This is a genomic window from Staphylococcus warneri (assembly GCF_900636385.1).
Taxonomy (GTDB): domain Bacteria; phylum Bacillota; class Bacilli; order Staphylococcales; family Staphylococcaceae; genus Staphylococcus; species Staphylococcus warneri.
In genome coordinates, this window is the sequence record NZ_LR134269.1 from 826,839 (window position 1) to 845,252 (window position 18,414).

The window sequence follows — 18,414 nt, forward strand, 5'->3', positions numbered from 1 at the left end:
TGACGCCTCCCTTAAGTATAAAATTCTTTTAAAAATTTAATAATTTGTGATGTAGTATACGTACCGCCTAAATCGGCTGTGCATTTTCCATCTCTAATGAGTTGATATACATTGTTCTCTAATTCTTTAGCTGTCTCAATTTCATTGAAACTTTCACGTAAACACATTGCTAAAGATAATATCATTCCAAAAGGATTGGCTTTATCTTGACCAGCAATATCAGGTGCAGAGCCATGAATAGGTTCATATAATCTTGTTCCATCTTTACCAAAACTAGCTGATGGAGATAATCCTAAAGAACCTGGAATGACCGAAGCTTCATCGCTTAAGATGTCTCCAAATAAATTTTCAGTGACAATGACGTCAAATTGTGTTGGACGTGTAATCAAATGCATACTGCAGGCATCTACGAGTAAATATTCTACTTCTACATCTGGATAATCATGTTTTACTTCCTCTACCGTTTTTCTCCAAAGTTTACTTGAAGCAAGTACATTTTCTTTATCGACTGACGTTAACTTCTTATGTCGTTGCTGCGCTATTTCAAATGCGACTCTAACAATTTGTTCAATTTCAGTACGTGTGTAAGTTAAAGAATCTAGTGCATGATGATCAGTTAATTCACGTGGTTCTCCAAAATATAAACCACCTGTTAATTCTCTAACAATAACTAAATCAGTACCTTCAACTCTATCTTGTTTGAGAGGTGAAAGATGGCTCGTGCCATCAGTCACAATAGTAGGGCGAATATTAGCATATAAATTAAGTGACTTTCTTAATTTTAATAATCCTTGTTCTGGACGTACGTTAGGATTAGTCCATTTAGGACCTCCGATAGCACCTAATAATATCGCATCAGCATTTTGACAAGCCTTTAAAGTTTCATCTGTAAGAGGTGTGCCATAGACATCTATGGCAGCTCCTCCAAAATGATGTGTATCTACTTGATACTCAAAATGATATTTTTGACTAATTTTTTCTAGAACTTCTAAACTCCCATTTAGTATTTCTGGGCCTATGCCATCTCCAGGTAAAGCAACGATATTATAGGTCATGATTGGATACCTTCTTTCTCTTTAGCGTCTGCATCGTATTTTGCATGTGCCTCAATATAAGCTTTACATGAAGCTTTTAAAATATCGTGATCAATACCTATACCATTGACTTCTTTATTGTTGATTACAAGATTAACATGTACTTCTGCTTGAGCATCTGCTCCTTCTGTAACGGAATCAATGCGATAATCGATTAATTCTGTTTCACGTTTAAAGATACGATCAACTGCATTATAAATTGCGACAATAGAACCTGTACCAATACTTGAGTCTTGATAAATGCTGCCATCTTTATCTTTAATTACAACAACTGCACTTTGAAGTCCATTAGAAACGAATTGAAGTTGTAATGCTTCTAGTTGATAAATCGCACTTTGTTCATGTTCTGAGCCCTGAATTAAAGCATGAATATCGCGGTCAGAAACCGATTTTTTCTTATCAGCAATAGATTTAAATTGTTTAAATAAATTAATTTGATCGTCTGGATTAATGTCATAGCCTAATGCTTTTAATTTTTCAGCAAAGGCGTGCTTACCTGAAAGTTTTCCTAAAGGTAATTCTGTAGTACTAACACCAACTAATTGAGGCGTCATAATTTCATATGTTTCACGATGTTTAAGAATACCATCTTGATGTATACCAGATTCATGACTGAATGCATTTTGTCCTACGATAGCTTTATTTCTTGGTACACGAATACCTGCATAACGAGAAATTAAGTCAGAAGTTTTCTTAGTTTCTTTTAACTCAATTTGTGACTCTATTCCATAATGATCTTTACGAATATATAGTGCTAAAGCGACTTCTTCTAGTGCTGCGTTACCAGCACGCTCGCCAATACCATTTACAGTACCTTCTACACGTCTCGCGCCACCTTCAATAGCAGCTAGACTATTAGACACCGCCATACCTAAGTCATCGTGACAATGTGAACTATAAATAATTTCATTATCAGATTGAACGGATTCAGTTAAAGTTTTAAAAATTTGTCCATATTCATTTGGGTAACTAAAACCTACAGTGTCAGGAATATTAATAATGGTTGCACCAGCATCAACAGCTGTTTGTACACTTTGTATTAAAAAATCCATATCTGTTCGTGTTGCGTCTTCAGGTGAGAATTGAACGATATCAAATAATTGCTTAGCATAAGTGACATGTTCTTTTATAGAATCTAAAACTTCTTCTTGAGACATTTTCAATTTATGCTCTAGATGAATAGGGGATGTCGCAATAAAGACATGTACTAGAGGTTTAGCAGCATGTTTTGTTGCTTCATAGACTGCATCAATATCAGACTTGATACATCTAGCTAAACCACAAACAGCAGTTGTTGTTAAGGCTTTAGAAATAGCTTCCACTGATTTGAAACTACCTGTACTAGAAGCAGGAAAGCCAGCTTCGATAACATCTACACCCCATTTTTCAAGTTGTAGTGCTATTTTTAAACGTTCATCGAATGTGAAATTCACTCCAGGTGTTTGTTCACCATCTCTAAGAGTGGTATCAAATATTTGAATATGGCTACTCATTTTAATCAACTCCTTAATCCATTACTTTTCAATGCTTTTTGATTTAATAAATGGCATCATATCACGTAATTTACGTCCCACTTTTTCAATTGGATGACCGGCTTGTTCTTCACGCATTTTATAAAATTCTTTAAATCCGTTTTTATTATCTTCAACAAAACTATTAGCAAATTTACCGTTTTGAATATCTGTTAAAACAGCTTTCATATTGTCTTTGACATCTGGTGTGATGATACGACGACCAGATACATAATCACCATACTCTGCAGTATTAGAAATTGAATAACGTACATTATCCATTCCGCCTTCATACATTAAATCAACGATTAATTTCATTTCATGTAATACTTCAAAATAGGCTAATTCTGGTTGGTAACCAGCTTCTACTAATGTTTCAAATCCACTTTGAATTAATTTGTGGATACCACCACATAGCACAGCTTGTTCACCAAATAAATCTGTTTCTGTTTCTTCTTTAAATGTTGTTTCAATTACACCAGCTCTTGTAGATCCGATACCTTTTGCGTAACTTAGTGCAATATCTCTTGCATGACCTGTAGCATCTTGTTGAACACCAAATAATGATGGTACAGCACTACCTTCTTCAAATGTACGTCTAACTAAGTGGCCTGGTCCTTTTGGTGCAACTAAGAAGACATCAACATCTGCAGGGGGTTGAATAACACCAAAGTGAATATTAAAACCGTGAGCAAATGCAAGGGCATTACCAGCTTCTAGATTAGATTCAATTTCTTTTTTATATACGTCACCTTGGATTTCATCTGGAATTAAAACCATGATAACGTCAGCTTGTTTCGTTGCTTCTGCTACAGGATATACATCGAAACCATTTTCTTTAGCTTTATCAAAAGAACGGCCTGGACGGATACCGATAACAACATCATATCCGTTATCTTTTAAGTTTTGTGCATGAGCATGGCCTTGTGAACCATAACCAATCACTGCAATTTTTTTACCTTCTAAAGCGTCTGTTTTTACTGATTCATCATAATAAACTGTTGTCATAATACATTCCTCCAAAATAATTAAAAATTAGCAATATTCCGAAAATTGATGTGAGTAATAAACATTAGATGATAGCTGTTCGGTTATTATGCTTTTTTAGAACACTAGCGCATCGATGTTTTTCCATTTATATTAAGCAGAGTATTGTTCTACGTTTAAAACATTTATTTGTTGTTGTAATTTATTTAATAAAATATTTAATACGTCTTCATCCTCAATATTAACAATAAGTTCCATATCAGAAATATTAGGATTATCGTCACGTTTTTTGACATGTAATTCTTCAATATTATATTGCAATCTGACGAATGCACTAGTAATTCTATTTAAGGTGCTTACTTGGTTCATTACTTCAAATTTTAAATGTCGTTTCATTAATACCCCTCCATCTCATTATTAGCTTTACCACTTGGAATCATTGGATTAACTGGTTCAATAGGAGAGATACGGACTTCAATAAGTGCTGGTCCTTCATACTTAAATGCTTCATCAAGTTTAGATTTAAGTTGCTCGGGTTGATCAATTAAGAATCCTTTAACACCATAAGCTTCTGACATTTTAATGAAATCAGGTTGATCATTAAATACTGAATGTGAAAATCGTTGCTTAAAGAACTTATCTTGCCACTGTTTAACCATACCTAATGTACCGTTGTTGATAAGGACGATTTTAATATTTAAACCATATTCTGGTAAAAGTGCCATTTCTTGATTTGTCATTTGGAATCCACCATCTCCGACGAAACAAACGACTGTTTTATCTGGTGAAGCGAGTTGTGCACCAATGGCAGATGGAATACCGAATCCCATAGTACCTAGACCGCCACTAGTTACCCATTGACTGTGAGTTTTGAATGGATAGAATTGAGCTGCCCACATTTGGTGTTGACCCACATCTGTTGTGACAATGGCATCACCATTTGTGATTTTACCAATATATTCTATTGCCTCTTGAGGTTTACAAAAGATGTCTTTGTCTTCTTTTTCATATTTAAATGGGTGATTTGCTTTATTTGATTGACAGTATTGTAACCATTCATCATGCGATGGAACATTAACTTGAGCTGTGTCAAGTTGTTCTAGCACATTTTTACAATCTGCCACAATACCTAAATCAGTGGCTATGATTTTGTTGATTTCTGAAGGATCTATATCTACATGAACCACTTTAGCATTAGGCGCAAAAGCATCTGGTTTACTGGCAAGGCGATCATCAAATCGACTACCTAAGTTAATTAATAAGTCACACTCGGTTAATGCCATATTACTTGCGTATGAACCGTGCATACCTCCCATACCTAAAAATAGGGGATGTTCGTAAGGAATAGCACCGAGCCCTAAAAGTGTTGTGACAGTTGGGATTTGATGTTGAGTAACAAATTGAGTGAGTAATTCATTTGATTTTGAATGATTGACACCAGCACCTGCTAAAATTAAAGGCTTTTTAGAATCATTTAAATATTTGACTAACGTGTTAATATCACTTGATTTGGCTACAGTATTAACTTGATAACCTGGTAAATCGATATCATCAGAAAGTCCTACATTGGTAGATAATACGCCCATATCCTTAGGGAAATCTACGACTACTGGACCTTTTCTACCAGAATTGGCTACGTGAAATGCTTCGTGAACGATTCTAGGAATATCTTCCACTTTTTTTACTTGATAATTTTGTTTAGTAATAGGAGCGGTCATTGATAATAAATCTGCTTCTTGGAAAGCATCTTTACCAATACCTGGTGTTGCGACTTGTCCTGTAAAGACTACTAATGGTAATGAATCACTATGAGCATCAGTGATACCCGTAATAGCATTCGTAGCTCCAGGACCACTTGTTACAACTACCACACCAGTTTTACCAGAAATTCGCGCATATCCTTCAGCAGCGTGCGTTGCACCTTGTTCATGTCTGGCTAAAATATGTTTTATTTTACCGTCATAAAATGTGTCATATAAAGATAATACAGCACCACCTGGATAACCAAAGATAAAATCGACATCTTCATTTTGAAGTGCTTCAACTAATAACTCAGAACCAGGACGCATCTCATTGATAGTCTGAGTCTTCATATATTCAGGTTTGCTAGATTCAGCAACTTTCATGGTATCTACAGGTTGGTTCGATGTTTCCGTATTATGTTCTGACATATCACTAAGTTTAGTCATTAAAATCAACTCCTATTATTTAGATAAGGTTCTCAGGTACTTGCATAATGCCTCCAGTATTGGCACTTGTTACTAATGATGTATAACGTGCAAGATAACCAGTTTTAACCTTTGCTTTAAATGGTTCTAATTGTTCTCTACGACGATATAATTCCTCTTCAGGTTGATCAACATTTAGAGTACGATTTGTTAAATCGATTGTGATATCGTCACCATCTCGAATGAGTCCAATCGGACCACCAGATGCGGCTTCAGGGGAAATATGTCCTACTGCAATGCCTCGTGTTGCGCCTGAAAAACGACCATCTGTGATTAAGGCTACATCTTTCCCCAATCCTCTACCGACAATTGAAGAAGTAGGGGCTAGCATTTCTGGCATGCCTGGTCCGCCTTTTGGTCCTTCATATCTGATAACGACCACATGACCTTCTCTTACTGTATGATTATCAATGGCTTCAACTGCTTCATCATGTGAATTAAAGCAAATCGCTTTACCAGTGAATGTCTTAATTGAAGGATCAACACCACCAACTTTGATAACTGCACCCTTAGGAGCCAGATTACCAAATAAGATAGATAAACCACCTTCTTTATCGTATGGATTTTCGAGTGAATGGATAACATCAAAGTTTTTAATTTCTTTGCCTTCATTATTTTCTCTTAAAGTTTTTCCGGTTACTGTAATTCTATCTGGATGTAATGTACCTTCTTTTTTCATTAATTCATTGATAATTGCGGGTACACCACCAGCTTCGTGTACATCATGCATTGAGTATGAAGAACTTGGAGCAATCTTAGATAAGTAAGGTGTATTTTTAGCGACTTCATTAATACGTTCCAAATCATATTCAATGCCGGCTTCATTAGCAATTGCTAATGTGTGTAATACAGTATTTGTAGAACCACCCATAGCCATATCAAGTGCAAATGCATCATCTATCGCTTCTTTGGTAACAATATCTCTAGGTTTAATATCATTTTTGATATTTTCTACTAATCTAAATGCAGCTTGACGAATCATTTCGCGGCGTTGGTCACTAACAGCTAAGGCCGTACCATTATAAGGTAATGCTAAACCAAGTACTTCCATGAGGCAGTTCATTGAATTAGCAGTGAACATTCCTGCACATGAACCACAAGTAGGGCAAGCATTTTGTTCCATATCCAAGAATTCTTCTTTAGAAATAGAACCTTCTTTAAATGCACCAACCGCTTCAAACATAGAAGATAATGTTAATGCTTTACCTTGAGCAGATAAACCAGCTTTCATTGGACCACCTGAACAAAAAATTGCAGGTACATTAGTTCTAACAGCTGCTAGTAGCATGCCTGGTGTGATTTTGTCACAGTTTGGAATATAAAATACACCGTCAAACCAGTGGGCATTGATGACAGTTTCTGCAGCATCAGCAATAATTTCTCTTGAAGGTAAAGAATATCTCATTCCAATATGACCCATCGCAATACCGTCATCTACACCAATGGTATTAAATTCAAATGGAATGGCACCTGCCTCGCGAATAGCTTCTTTTGCAACATCAGCTAATTCTCTTAAGTGAACATGTCCAGGAACAATATCAATATATGAATTACAGATAGCTACGAAAGGTTTGTTCATATCTGTTGGATTTTGAAGAGCGCCCGTAGCATGTAAAAGACTTCTTGCTGGAGCTTGGTGATCTCCTTTTTTGATCATGTCGCTTCGCATAATAAATTCCCCCGTATTTTTTGTACTATAAGAAAATAAAAAACGTCCCAATGGTTATTGGGACGTTCAATAAGTCCCATTCAATTACAAATAGGACTTAAACATTTAGTAAATGAAATAATTACTAAAGTTCGAGCCCTTGAGAGTATAATAAAATAATAATATTTGAAGTTGTCGTTGAATGTTGAGTTGTATAATGTCTCATTTTATTATACTCCTTTCGTTGAATGGTTATTTATTCTAAATAGTTTGAATTGTTTTAAAATTTATAAACTTAATTTACTATAAGCCGAAAATGATGTCAATGATAATTTAGAATTTTCTTACAATTCTAAATCTATTTTGTTAAAAATATTTACGAAGAAATATAAGACAAAATTTGTTACACTAATTAAGTTAATATATTTCTTGAGTAGTTAAAAAGAAAATAGGAGAATGACCTATGATTAGTATTAAAGATAAAAATGAAATGAAACAATTTGCTAAAAGATTGGTGGCACTAGTTCAACCTGGAGATTTAATTTTACTTAATGGAGATTTAGGTGCAGGTAAAACAACATTCACTCAATTTATAGGTGAAGCTTTGGGTGTTAAACGAACAATCAATTCACCTACATTTAATATTATTAAATCTTACAAAGGTACAAATTTAAAGTTACACCATATGGATTGCTATAGACTCGAAGATTCGGATGAAGATTTAGGGTTTGATGAATATTTTGAAGATGATGCGTTAACAGTAATTGAATGGAGCCAATTTATTGAGGATTTATTACCTAATGAATCACTGACAATAAATATTGAAGTGATTGATGAAACAAGTCGGCACATCAAGATAGAAGCTAAAGGAGAACATTATGAAGTTATGAAGGAGGCGTTAGAACAATGAAATTGTTATTGATAGATACGTCCAATCAGCCTTTGTCTGTCGCATTAACAGACGGCAATGATGTTCTTGCTGAAATTACCAACAATACAAAGACGAATCATTCAGTGCAACTAATGCCTATGATTCAACGTTTATTTAATGAAAGTAGTATGTCAAAAAATGATCTCGATGGTATCGTAGTTGCTGAAGGTCCTGGTTCATATACTGGATTAAGAATTGGTGTGACGACTGCTAAAACGCTTGCCTACGTATTAAATTGTAAATTATATGGCGTTTCGTCATTAAAAGCTTTGGCAGCAACTATTAACGAGAATAACAAACTTTTAGTACCCATTTTTGACGCAAGACGTGAAGCGGTATATGCAGGGATATATCAACAAAAAAATGGGTTATTAGAAACTGTATTAGATGATCAATATATTTCAATTAATGACTTGAAGCAGAAATTACATGAACTTAATCAACCCTATGTATATATCGGTGAAGATACAGTTAAATTAGCACATTTAATAGATGGTGAGGGGATTAATCAATTACCACAAGCGTCAGTCATGAAAAATTTAATTACCGAGCCCACTGATATCCATAGTTTTGTTCCTAAATATCATAAAATAACTGAGGCGGAAAGAAATTGGATAGACCAACAGAAGAACAATTAAATATTAGAAGAATGAATAAAGATGATGTTCCAGCAGTCTTTGACATTGAAAGAAGCAGTTTCAATGATAGTTCGTGGTCAATTGATGCATTTTATCATGAAATCGTAAAGAATGAGTTTGCTAATTATTTTGTTATAGAATTTAATCAAGCGATTATTGGATATTTAGGGTTATGGGTTGTTATTGATCAAGCACAAATTACAACAGTTGCCATTTCAGAGCATTTTAGAGGATATGGTTTAGGACAATTGTTATTAAAATATGTCATGAATTATGCAAGTCATCAATGTGATGTAATGAGTTTAGAAGTAAGAGTGGATAATACAGTCGCTCAACATGTTTATCAAAATTTAGGTTTTCAATTTGGTGGAAAACGAAAAAATTATTATGGAGAAGGGCAGGATGCATTAGTCATGTGGGTGAATTTACGTGAATAAGCAACAGACATTAATTTTAGCAATAGAGACAAGTTGTGATGAAACAAGTGTAAGTGTTATAAAAAATGGTACAGAAATATTATCTAATACAGTGTTAAGCCAAATTGAAAGTCATAAGCGCTTTGGCGGTGTAGTACCTGAAATTGCTAGTCGTCACCATGTCGAAGGGATTACGACGACAATAGATACCGCTTTACAAACTGCAAATGTGACTATGAATGATATCAATGCTATTGCTGTAACTCAAGGGCCTGGACTTATAGGTGCGTTGCTCATAGGTATTAATGCGGCAAAAGCACTTGCATTTGCATATGATTTACCGTTAATACCAGTTCACCATATTGCAGGACATATTTATGCGAATCATTTAGAAACACCGTTAACATTTCCATTGATGGCTTTAATCGTTTCTGGTGGTCATACAGAATTGGTTTATATGAAGAATCATTTAAATTTTGAAGTCATAGGTGAAACAAGAGATGATGCTGTAGGTGAAGCATATGATAAAGTAGCACGTACCATTGATTTACCCTATCCAGGTGGACCTCAAATTGATCAATTAGCAGCTAAAGGTGAAGATACGTATCAATTTCCTAGAGTTTGGTTAGAAAAGGGAAGTTATGATTTTAGTTTTAGTGGGCTAAAAAGCGCAGTTATTAATCAATTGCATAATCAACGTCAAAAAGGACAAGAGATTGTACCAGAAAATGTTGCTACAAGCTTCCAAAACAGTGTTGTTGAAGTGTTAACGACTAAAGCTATACATGCTTGCAAAGCGTATAATGTTAAACGATTAATCGTTGCTGGTGGTGTGGCAAGTAATCGTGGGCTAAGAGAAAGTATTGCTAAACAATGTGAAGACAATCAAATTCAATTAACCATACCTACACCGAAATTATGTACTGACAATGCAGCGATGATTGGTGCAGCAGGTCATTATCTTTATTTAGCAGGCATTCGTAGTGATATGTCAATGAACGGAAAAAATAACATTGATATTGAAGATTTTTCAATTGAAACCTTATCATAATTAAAAAGTCAGTAGTGCGAGATTAAATATATTCTCGTACTACTGACTTTTTATTATATATCCTTAACTTGTTGTTTGGCACGTTCATAAATATCAGAAGGAAATTGTGTCAGTCTTAACAATTCGATTGCATTTCTTGTATTAGCTTTACCCGGTTTGATTTTAAAGTCAAACGCAATGGAATCATCTTTAATTGATTCATTAAAGTGGTAATTTGTAAAAGATATATTTAATAAATTTGATAATTCAATATCATGAGTTGCTGCTAATACGTAGTAATTAGGCAGATGAGATAAATAGGTTAATACTGATTCGGAAGCGGCAATACGTTCCGTAGTATTGGTTCCTTTAAATATTTCATCAATGAAGCAGTATACTTGATTCTCCGTAGAAATATTGAATAAACGACGAATTGATTTTAGTTCAGCCATAAAATAACTATCTCCTGATAAGACGTCATCAGCATTAGCCATTGATGTATATACTAATCCAGGCACATATTTAAATTGAGAGGCTGTCGCAGTGTCAATTGTTTGAGCCAAAATAAGATTAAGTGCAACAGTCTTCATGAAGGTTGATTTACCAGACGCATTCGAGCCTGTTAATAAAATATTTCGATTGAGATTTAAATCATTTGGAATAGCATTGTTGATTAATGGATGTACAAGTTGATTAAATTTACATAATTGTTGATGAGTATTACTATATTGAATGATTTCTGGTTCGCAATATTCTTGCAATGTCTCTTGATATAAAGCAATGGCATAATGATTATCTAAATGGCCTATATAATCATAGCATTTTAATACTTCATTTATGTATTTATAGTAACTATGCTGAATAGTATGGAAAATTAGATAATCTAACATAAATATAGTTTTAATCAATAAAACAAAGGCTGATGCTAAGTCTACGCTTTCGATTTTGGCTAATATACCACTCAAATAACGTGCAGTTTTAAAGTGATTGAAATTGACGTCTACTTGTGGTGTTCCCTCTATCTCAGTAAGATTTTTAACACTGTTTTAAAATATAAGCAGTATAAAAAATGGTTTTTAAATCTTGTTCAAATGTTCGTTTTAAACTGACCGATAAAATGATATTGATCATGCAAGCTATGACGAATATCAGAATGCCATTTGACGCATCAAAGCATGTATAAATTAAAGCGATAATCGGTAATAATGGTGCTAGCATAAATATTTTTTGACACTTAATAGGTGTGAGTTGATCGGGAAAATGGGGATAAACACTTTTACCTACTAAACCTAACCGTAATGAAACTTGATTCCTAAACGATGTATCTTCTTTAAAACGTTTAAGTAATATTTTATTGTTTACTTTATACATCCTACGTAAAGTAGCATATAAACGCATTTCACCAAGTGCTGTGAAATTGAAATTCATACTTTGAAATAAGGCATCCATATTTAAGTCAGACCAAGTTTTGTCATCGACAAGTTGATGTTCATTATAATGATCACTATAAGTTTGAAATTGATAATCATATTTCGCATTTGGCCTAATAAATTTTTCTATCTTTTCTTGATTAGGCCATAAGCCGTTAATTTTATTAATGAACTGTCTTCTATTGACGATTGATGTAATAATACTAACGACGGTGGTTAAAATAATAACGCCTAATACAAATAATAAAAATAACTGTACATCGTCCATTGAAAAACTCCTTTATGTATAGTTATTTTAATTATTTCATATCATTTAATATGAAACAATCAATGATAATAATGAGAAGTTAGAAGTTATGTCAATAGGGAACATGCGTACTTATCAACAATAAGTGCACAACTTGTGGATAAGTGGTGTTAATTTTTGTGGATATAGTATATTTTCATCTGAATAACTTTTAAAAATAGTTACATATTACTTGTGGATAACTAGGATAACTCTGTGGATAGCTTTCATATAGGCAATAATCATTGTTAATAATAATCAATAAAACGATAGAAAAAAGGCACTAAAAAGTAGAAACTCTACTTTTTAATGTCTAGTAAAATAATAGTTATTTATAATTTTTCTTGTAATTCTTCCCATTCCATCATTGCTTGTTCTAATTCTTGTTCGGTGTTTGATTTTAATTCCGCTAATTCATTGGATTTAATAGGATCACTATAAACATCAGGTTGTGTAAGTTGATAATCAATGTCTTCGATCTTTGCTTCACATGATTCGATGATAGCTTCACGTTGCTCGATTTCACGTTCTATTTTGCGTTGTTCGCGACGACGTTGTTTTTGATTTTCATATGATGATGTCGATCTCTGTTTGGTGCTTGGGTTATTTGTAGACTCAATTTCACTTTCCGCTTTAGCTTTTAGAGCAGCAGCTTCTTCTGTTTTTTCAATATAATATTGGTAGTCACCAAGATACATTTTGCCACCATCATGATCTAAGTCAAATACTTTATTGGCTAATTGATTGATGAAATATCTATCATGGGATACAAATATTATAGTACCTGCAAAATGCTCTAAAGCTTGTTCTAACATTTCTTTTGAATCTATGTCGAGGTGATTGGTAGGCTCATCTAAAATAAGTACATTATCACGTTGTAACATTAACAAGGCTAGTTGTAGTCTTGCTTTTTCACCACCTGATAAATCATTGATGATTTTTTTGACATCGTCTTGTACGAATAAAAAGCGTCCTAATACTGCTCGAATATCTTTTTCGTTCATATTTGGATATTGGTCCCACACATAATCTAGAATGGTTTTATTTGATTTGAATTCAGCTTGTTTTTGATCATAGTAACCAATTTTCAAATTAGCACCAAATGTGACTTCGCCACCGAGTTGACGTTGTCTTTGAGCAATGGTTTTAATCAAAGTGGTTTTACCGACACCATTTGGCCCTATAATTGCAATGTGATCGCCTTTGGATACTTCCATATTAATAGGTTTAGTAATAGGGGTATCATCATAACCAATTTCTAATTGTTTGATATGCATGACGTCATTTCCGGTATTTCTATCAAATCCAAACTGGATATTGGCACTTCTTGCATCAATCATAGGTTTATCTATACGTTGAATTTTTTCTAGGGTTTTACGACGACTTTTTGCCATGCCACTTGTTGAAGCTCTTGTAATATTTTTTTCTACAAATGTTTCTAATCTTTTAATTTCTTCCTGTTGTTTTTCATATTCTTGCATACGTTTTTCATAATATTTATCTCTTTGTTGAATAAATTGTTCATAATTACCAATATATCGTTTGACGCTACCTAAAGCGACGTCATAAACTTGTGTAACGATTTTGTCTAAGAAATATCTATCATGACTGATAATGACAATTGCACCTTTAAAGTAGCGTAAATAATCCTCTAACCATTTTGTGGTTTCTAAATCAAGATGGTTGGTAGGTTCATCAAGTAATAATAAATCTGGTTCATTTAACAACATTTGTGCCAGTGATAATCTTGTTTTTTGACCACCACTGAAGTCATTAATAGGTTTATTAAAGTCATCTTCATTAAAATTCAACCCATGAAGAACTGTTTTAATTTTACTATCATATTGATAACCTTCTAGTTGCTCAAATTGATTTGATAAAGATTCATATTTTTCCATATGTGCTTGATAAGTAGGGGTATCATACGCATCTGCATGTGCAGCTAACCAATCGGTTTCTTGTTTGATTAATAATTCCATATTTTTTATATGTTCAAATGGTTTTGACATTTCCTCAAATACAGTGGCGTTAGAGTCTAGTGTCATTTGTTGTGTCAAATAGCCCATCTTAAGATTTTTAATCTTTGAAATATGACCACTATCATAATCTTCAACGCCAGCAATGATTTTCATAAGTGTTGATTTACCGGCACCATTTCGTCCAACAACACCTATACGTTCGCCTGTTTTTACTTCAAAATCAACGTTAGTAAAGATATCTTCACCAACGAACGATTTAGAGATGTCATTAAGTTGTAAAAGTATCATCCGACTTCACCTTTCTAAATATGCGATATCATTATAAACTATACATATAGTTTGATATGTTTAAATATTTGTTTATCATATTAATATTTATTTTACAGTATTAAGCTGTGTCTTGAAACTAGGATATTTATTTTTAAATTTTATTAATGTATAATTAGCAAGTATTCATTGTAAACAATTATTTGGATTTTTATTGTTGCAAACATATATACATAAAATTAAATTGAAACCGTTTAGTGTCGAAGGGAGACAAATAAAATGGCAAGTAACGTTAAAATTCCTCGAGCAACTTTAAAACGTTTACCGTTATATTATAGATTTGTTAGTAATCTAAAAACTAAAGGTATTGACCGTGTTAATTCTAAAGCTATTAGCGAAGCATTACAAATAGATTCAGCTACGATTCGTAGAGATTTTTCATATTTTGGCGAATTAGGTAAAAAAGGTTATGGCTATAATATAGATAGTTTAATTGAATTTTTTAAAGCTGAAATTAGTGGTAGTAATGATATTAAAATTGCAATTGTTGGTGTAGGTAACTTAGGTCGAGCATTATTAACATATAACTTTTCAATTCACGATGAAATGACAATTACAGAAGCATTTGATGTGAATCAAGATGTCATCGGTGAACAAGTAGGCCGTGTAGTTGTTAAAGATAGCAAGACTTTAAAACAAACGTTATCAAAACAAGATATTGATGTAGTCATTCTCACTACTCCTGAACATGTTGCTCAAAGTGTTACAGACGAACTTGTTGAATCTGGTATTAAAGGAATTATGAATTTTACGCCAGCAAGAGTAAGTACACCAAATGATGTTCAAGTACATCATATTGATTTAGGTATTGAATTACAGTCCTTACTATTCTTTATGAGAAATTATGATGAATCAATGAAATAGCATATTGGTCATTAGGGGGACTCTTTATGAATGGTAAATTTTTGATTCAAGTAAGTTGTATGTATAAAGCTCATTTACCTACATTGATATACATTCCCGGACAATTGGTTTTGAACGAGCATACACTAATATTCAAGTCATATTATACAAATCATAATCCTTTAAATTTAGATATTGATGTAAAAAAAATAATTCGTTACCAAGTACGTAAGGGATTACTAGGACATAAATTATTTATTTATTATAACCAAACTTGGTATAAATTCAGTCATTTTAAATCAAAAGACATACAAACGTTAGTTCATCATATAAATGAAATACAAGCGCTTTAAAATAGCGATATTTAATAGTACATCTTAAAGAGGTGTACTATTTTTTAGTAAAGTGAAAACTACATTCAATAAAGATATGCATTGGGAGAACTAATTTAGATAGTGAACTTGAAATATAACACTTTATCCTGTAAAATAACTTAGTATTTATATCGGAAAAGGGTGAAAATATGGTTTGGATGATTATAAGCGGTTTGATTGTCGGTGTACTATTAGGATTCGTAATGCAACGAACTCGCTTTTGTTTAGCAGGCGGTTTTAGAGATATGTATGTACAAAAAAGTAATAAAATGTTTTATGCTTTGCTTGTTGCGATTACAGTTCAAAGTATTGGTTTATTCATTTTAACAAGTTTAGGCTTAGTTAATGTTCCAGCACATACATTTCCAATTGTTGGTACAGTTATCGGTTCTTTTGTCTTTGGCATAGGTATCGTATTAGCAGGCGGTTGTGCTACTGGAACATATTATAGAGCAGGAGAAGGTTTAATAGGTAGTTGGATTGCACTTATTTTATATGCATTAACAAGTGCTATGACTAAGACAGGTATTTTATCACCAGTTCTAAAAGTAATTAACCAACCTACAAATGAAAATGCTAGTATGGCAGATACATTGCATATTCCAAATTGGATTTTAGTCATTCTTATAACGATTATTACTTTAATATTGGTGACTAAAACACTTAAAAAACCTAAAGTAGCAGTTCCTAAATTAAAACAAAAGTATACAGGTTTAAGACATTATTTATTTGAAAGAAGGTATCATCCATTTGTAGCAGCAATTGCAGTTGGATTAATCGCATTATTAGCTTGGCCAATGAGTAGTTCTACTGGTAGAGATTATGGATTAGGAATTACGACGCCTTCAGCAAATATTGTTAATTTCTTAATTACTGGAAATACTCAACTCATTGATTGGGGCGCATTTTTAGTTGTAGGTATATTCCTTGGTTCCTACATTGCTGCTAAAGGTTCAAAAGAATTCAAATGGCGTTTACCAGATAAGAAAACAATTAGAAATAGTGCAATAGGTGGTATTTTAATGGGCTTTGGAGCCTCTGTTGCAGGTGGTTGCTCAATCGGTAACGGTTTAGTTGAAACGGCAACAATGAGTTGGCAAGGTTGGATTGGCTTAGGTTCAATGATTCTAGGTGTATGGTTTATGAGTTACTTTATTTTTATTAAACCTATGAAACAATTACAACAATCGACTAAAAAACAACAAACAACAGTTAAACAACAAACGCAAACGACGTAAGGAGGATTTATAATGGTATATGAATTAGGTACAGTTGGGATGGTTTGTCCTTTCCCATTAATTGAAGCACAAAAGAAAATGACTGAATTAGATCTTGGCGATGAATTAAAAATTGATTTTGATTGTACACAGGCAACTGAGGCAATCCCTAATTGGGCGGCAGAAAATGGTTACCCTGTTACTAATTATGAACAACTCGGTGATGCATCTTGGACAATTACTGTTCAAAAAGCGTAAAGTACTGATAAATATAGACAGAGCATCCTACATAGGGTGCTCTTTTTCATTTCAAAGAACTAGAAAATAGTATTTAAAGCGATTACATGTATGATAGAATAAATATAAGTTTTCCAAAATATGATGGGTGAGTAACTTTTATGAAAAATATATCGGATATCGCAAAATTAGCAGGTGTATCTAAAAGTACAGTTTCTAGGTATTTAAATAATGGATCTGTAAGTCAAAAGACGCGTATAAAATTAAGTAGAATTATTAATGAACATGACTACCAACCGAATCAGTTTGCACAAAGTCTAAGAGCGACTCAAACACGTATTATAGGTGCAATTATTCCAAGGATGAACTCTTACGCTGTTGATGAAACAGTCAAAGGTATAGTAGATCAATGCCAACGACATAACTATCAATTACTACTAAACTACACTGGTTTACATATGGATGCGGAAATAGAAGCAATTGAAACTTTATCTCGAAGTAAAGTGGATGCAATCATTTTAATGGCAACCGATATTACTAATAAACACTTGGAAGTAATTGATAAAGCTAATGTACCTGTCATTATAGTTGGACAAGAATACCCTGGATTACATAGCATCACGCATGATGATTATCAAGCAGGATTAAAAGTGGGTGAGTGGGTAGGTCAAAACCAACCACAACGTGTTGTATTTTTTAGTGTTACTGAGAAAGACATTGCAGTGGGTGTACATAGAAGAAATGGATTAGTCGACGGCTTATCAAAATATCAAATTGAACCAGATATATTTGAAACCTCTTTTAAATATGAAGAAGCATTACAAGACATTGAACAAACGTTAACAAAGATCAATGATGCTGACGTCATTATAGGTGCGACCGATGCGATTGCATTGGCTATTCATAAATATAGTTTTAATTCAGATCAATTATTAAAACCAACAATGATTCATGGATTTGGTGGAGACCCTATGACACAAATAGTTTCACCAATTATTCGAACGATACAGTTTAATTATTTTGAAGCGGGACAACGTGCCATGCTTGAAGTTAGACAATTGATAAAGGGTGAAGCTATTGAAGAAACCATTGTGATACCAGTGAAATTATGAAGAATATATTCAAATTATATGGAACCGATACCAGTAGAAATGATAAAATAGAAGCATCATTCTTACCGGCTCAAGTAGCCCAAGTATAAAGGATTTCGATGAGGAATTCTAAAGACAATGCAAGTT

The 18,414-nt window shown here is 33.3% G+C and carries 16 protein-coding genes and 1 pseudogene; 9 read left to right on the forward strand and 8 right to left on the reverse strand.

What is annotated here, in order from left to right:
* Window positions 1-11 precede the first annotated feature (11 nt).
* The 6 genes from leuB to ilvD form a co-directional block, all read right to left on the reverse strand.
* Entirely contained in the window at window positions 12-1,055 is a 1,044-nt protein-coding gene (gene leuB / locus EL082_RS04020; RefSeq protein ID WP_049416216.1) for a 3-isopropylmalate dehydrogenase, read from the reverse strand.
* Entirely contained in the window at window positions 1,052-2,587 is a 1,536-nt protein-coding gene (locus EL082_RS04025; RefSeq protein ID WP_002466264.1) for a 2-isopropylmalate synthase, read from the reverse strand. The genes leuB and EL082_RS04025 overlap by 4 nt, the downstream gene beginning before the upstream one ends.
* 21 nt (window positions 2,588-2,608) lie before the next feature.
* Window positions 2,609-3,613 carry a ketol-acid reductoisomerase gene (gene ilvC, locus EL082_RS04030; RefSeq protein ID WP_049416218.1) on the reverse strand — a complete coding sequence of 335 codons (1,005 nt, stop codon included), beginning with the start codon at window positions 3,611-3,613 and terminating at the stop codon, window positions 2,609-2,611.
* A 132-nt stretch (window positions 3,614-3,745) separates the two neighbouring features.
* Window positions 3,746-3,988, reverse strand: a complete 243-nt coding sequence (locus EL082_RS04035) for an ACT domain-containing protein (protein ID WP_002452024.1) — start codon at window positions 3,986-3,988, stop codon at window positions 3,746-3,748.
* A complete protein-coding gene (gene ilvB / locus EL082_RS04040; protein ID WP_103286365.1) occupies window positions 3,988-5,763 on the reverse strand; it encodes a biosynthetic-type acetolactate synthase large subunit in 1,776 nt (591 codons plus the stop codon). The genes EL082_RS04035 and ilvB overlap by 1 nt, the downstream gene beginning before the upstream one ends.
* Before the next feature lie 37 nt (window positions 5,764-5,800).
* Entirely contained in the window at window positions 5,801-7,489 is a 1,689-nt protein-coding gene (ilvD, locus tag EL082_RS04045; RefSeq protein WP_049416224.1) for a dihydroxy-acid dehydratase, read from the reverse strand.
* Window positions 7,490-7,931: 442 nt separating this feature from the next.
* Between ilvD and tsaE the strand changes: the two genes are divergently transcribed.
* The 4 genes from tsaE to tsaD are packed head-to-tail and all read left to right on the forward strand — an operon-like array spanning window position 7,932 to window position 10,504.
* Window positions 7,932-8,378 carry a tRNA (adenosine(37)-N6)-threonylcarbamoyltransferase complex ATPase subunit type 1 TsaE gene (gene tsaE / locus EL082_RS04050; protein WP_103286358.1) on the forward strand — a complete coding sequence of 149 codons (447 nt, stop codon included), beginning with the start codon at window positions 7,932-7,934 and terminating at the stop codon, window positions 8,376-8,378.
* Window positions 8,375-9,037, forward strand: a complete 663-nt coding sequence (gene tsaB / locus EL082_RS04055) for a tRNA (adenosine(37)-N6)-threonylcarbamoyltransferase complex dimerization subunit type 1 TsaB (RefSeq protein WP_002466271.1) — start codon at window positions 8,375-8,377, stop codon at window positions 9,035-9,037. Before tsaE ends, tsaB begins: the two co-directional genes overlap by 4 nt.
* On the forward strand, window positions 9,010-9,474 hold the full coding sequence (rimI, locus tag EL082_RS04060; protein WP_049416226.1) for a ribosomal protein S18-alanine N-acetyltransferase: 465 nt from the start codon (window positions 9,010-9,012) through the stop codon (window positions 9,472-9,474). The genes tsaB and rimI overlap by 28 nt, the downstream gene beginning before the upstream one ends.
* On the forward strand, window positions 9,467-10,504 hold the full coding sequence (tsaD, locus tag EL082_RS04065; protein ID WP_002466263.1) for a tRNA (adenosine(37)-N6)-threonylcarbamoyltransferase complex transferase subunit TsaD: 1,038 nt from the start codon (window positions 9,467-9,469) through the stop codon (window positions 10,502-10,504). Before rimI ends, tsaD begins: the two co-directional genes overlap by 8 nt.
* A gap of 53 nt (window positions 10,505-10,557) precedes the next feature.
* Here the strand turns inward: tsaD and EL082_RS04070 are convergent.
* A pseudogene (locus tag EL082_RS04070) lies at window positions 10,558-12,181 on the reverse strand (MutS-related protein).
* A 350-nt stretch (window positions 12,182-12,531) separates the two neighbouring features.
* Window positions 12,532-14,466, reverse strand: a complete 1,935-nt coding sequence (gene abc-f / locus EL082_RS04075) for a ribosomal protection-like ABC-F family protein (RefSeq protein WP_049416229.1) — start codon at window positions 14,464-14,466, stop codon at window positions 12,532-12,534.
* Between the two features lie 258 nt (window positions 14,467-14,724).
* On the opposite strand from abc-f, the gene EL082_RS04080 reads away from it, so the two are divergent.
* From EL082_RS04080 to EL082_RS04100, 5 genes are all read left to right on the forward strand, one after another.
* Window positions 14,725-15,369 carry a redox-sensing transcriptional repressor Rex gene (locus EL082_RS04080; protein ID WP_002466252.1) on the forward strand — a complete coding sequence of 215 codons (645 nt, stop codon included), beginning with the start codon at window positions 14,725-14,727 and terminating at the stop codon, window positions 15,367-15,369.
* Window positions 15,370-15,395: 26 nt separating this feature from the next.
* Window positions 15,396-15,701: a hypothetical protein gene (locus tag EL082_RS04085; protein WP_015364839.1), complete on the forward strand. Its 306-nt coding sequence runs from the start codon at window positions 15,396-15,398 to the stop codon at window positions 15,699-15,701.
* A gap of 170 nt (window positions 15,702-15,871) precedes the next feature.
* Window positions 15,872-16,960 carry a YeeE/YedE family protein gene (locus EL082_RS04090; RefSeq protein ID WP_002466270.1) on the forward strand — a complete coding sequence of 363 codons (1,089 nt, stop codon included), beginning with the start codon at window positions 15,872-15,874 and terminating at the stop codon, window positions 16,958-16,960.
* A 12-nt stretch (window positions 16,961-16,972) separates the two neighbouring features.
* Window positions 16,973-17,197 carry a sulfurtransferase TusA family protein gene (locus EL082_RS04095; RefSeq protein WP_002466256.1) on the forward strand — a complete coding sequence of 75 codons (225 nt, stop codon included), beginning with the start codon at window positions 16,973-16,975 and terminating at the stop codon, window positions 17,195-17,197.
* A 140-nt stretch (window positions 17,198-17,337) separates the two neighbouring features.
* On the forward strand, window positions 17,338-18,288 hold the full coding sequence (locus EL082_RS04100) for a LacI family DNA-binding transcriptional regulator (protein WP_002466257.1): 951 nt from the start codon (window positions 17,338-17,340) through the stop codon (window positions 18,286-18,288).
* Window positions 18,289-18,414 lie beyond the last annotated feature (126 nt).